This is a genomic window from Ruminococcus callidus ATCC 27760, assembly GCF_000468015.1.
Lineage (GTDB): Bacteria > Bacillota > Clostridia > Oscillospirales > Ruminococcaceae > Ruminococcus_C > Ruminococcus_C callidus.
In genome coordinates this window covers 1-433 of record NZ_KI260352.1, presented here as the reverse complement: position 1 = coordinate 433, position 433 = coordinate 1, and positions in this window count along the sequence as shown.

The following is a 433-nucleotide window of genomic DNA, read 5'->3' as shown; positions in this document are numbered from 1 at the left end:
CGGCGGCAGCCGCCTGTTCGCCCCGCCGGGGGAGCTTTGTTGGTGAAAATCTCTTGTATAATCTTCGGGTGATACTGGAATCTTACAGTACAGGTGGAATGCGAGCTCTTTTCTTTTTTTGCTTCTTTTTTTCTTTTCAGTAAAGAAAAAAAGAAGCGTAACTCTTTGTGAAACCGGTTGGCTGCTGTAGCGAATACCCCTCAGTCAAGCCTACGGCTTGCCAGCTCAGCACAAGGCACGCCCTTCGTGTGCCCTAAAGGGGAGCCTTATATACAAGCTTGCAAACGCCATACAAAATAAAATTACCCATTTATACTGGAAAGTACCTGAATATCAACATTACCGATACAGGCAAGGGCAACTATCGGCGTCGGCAAGCCCCAGGCGGACAGCGAGGGAAACGAGCGAATTCCGCCGGACGGTTTTGACATGG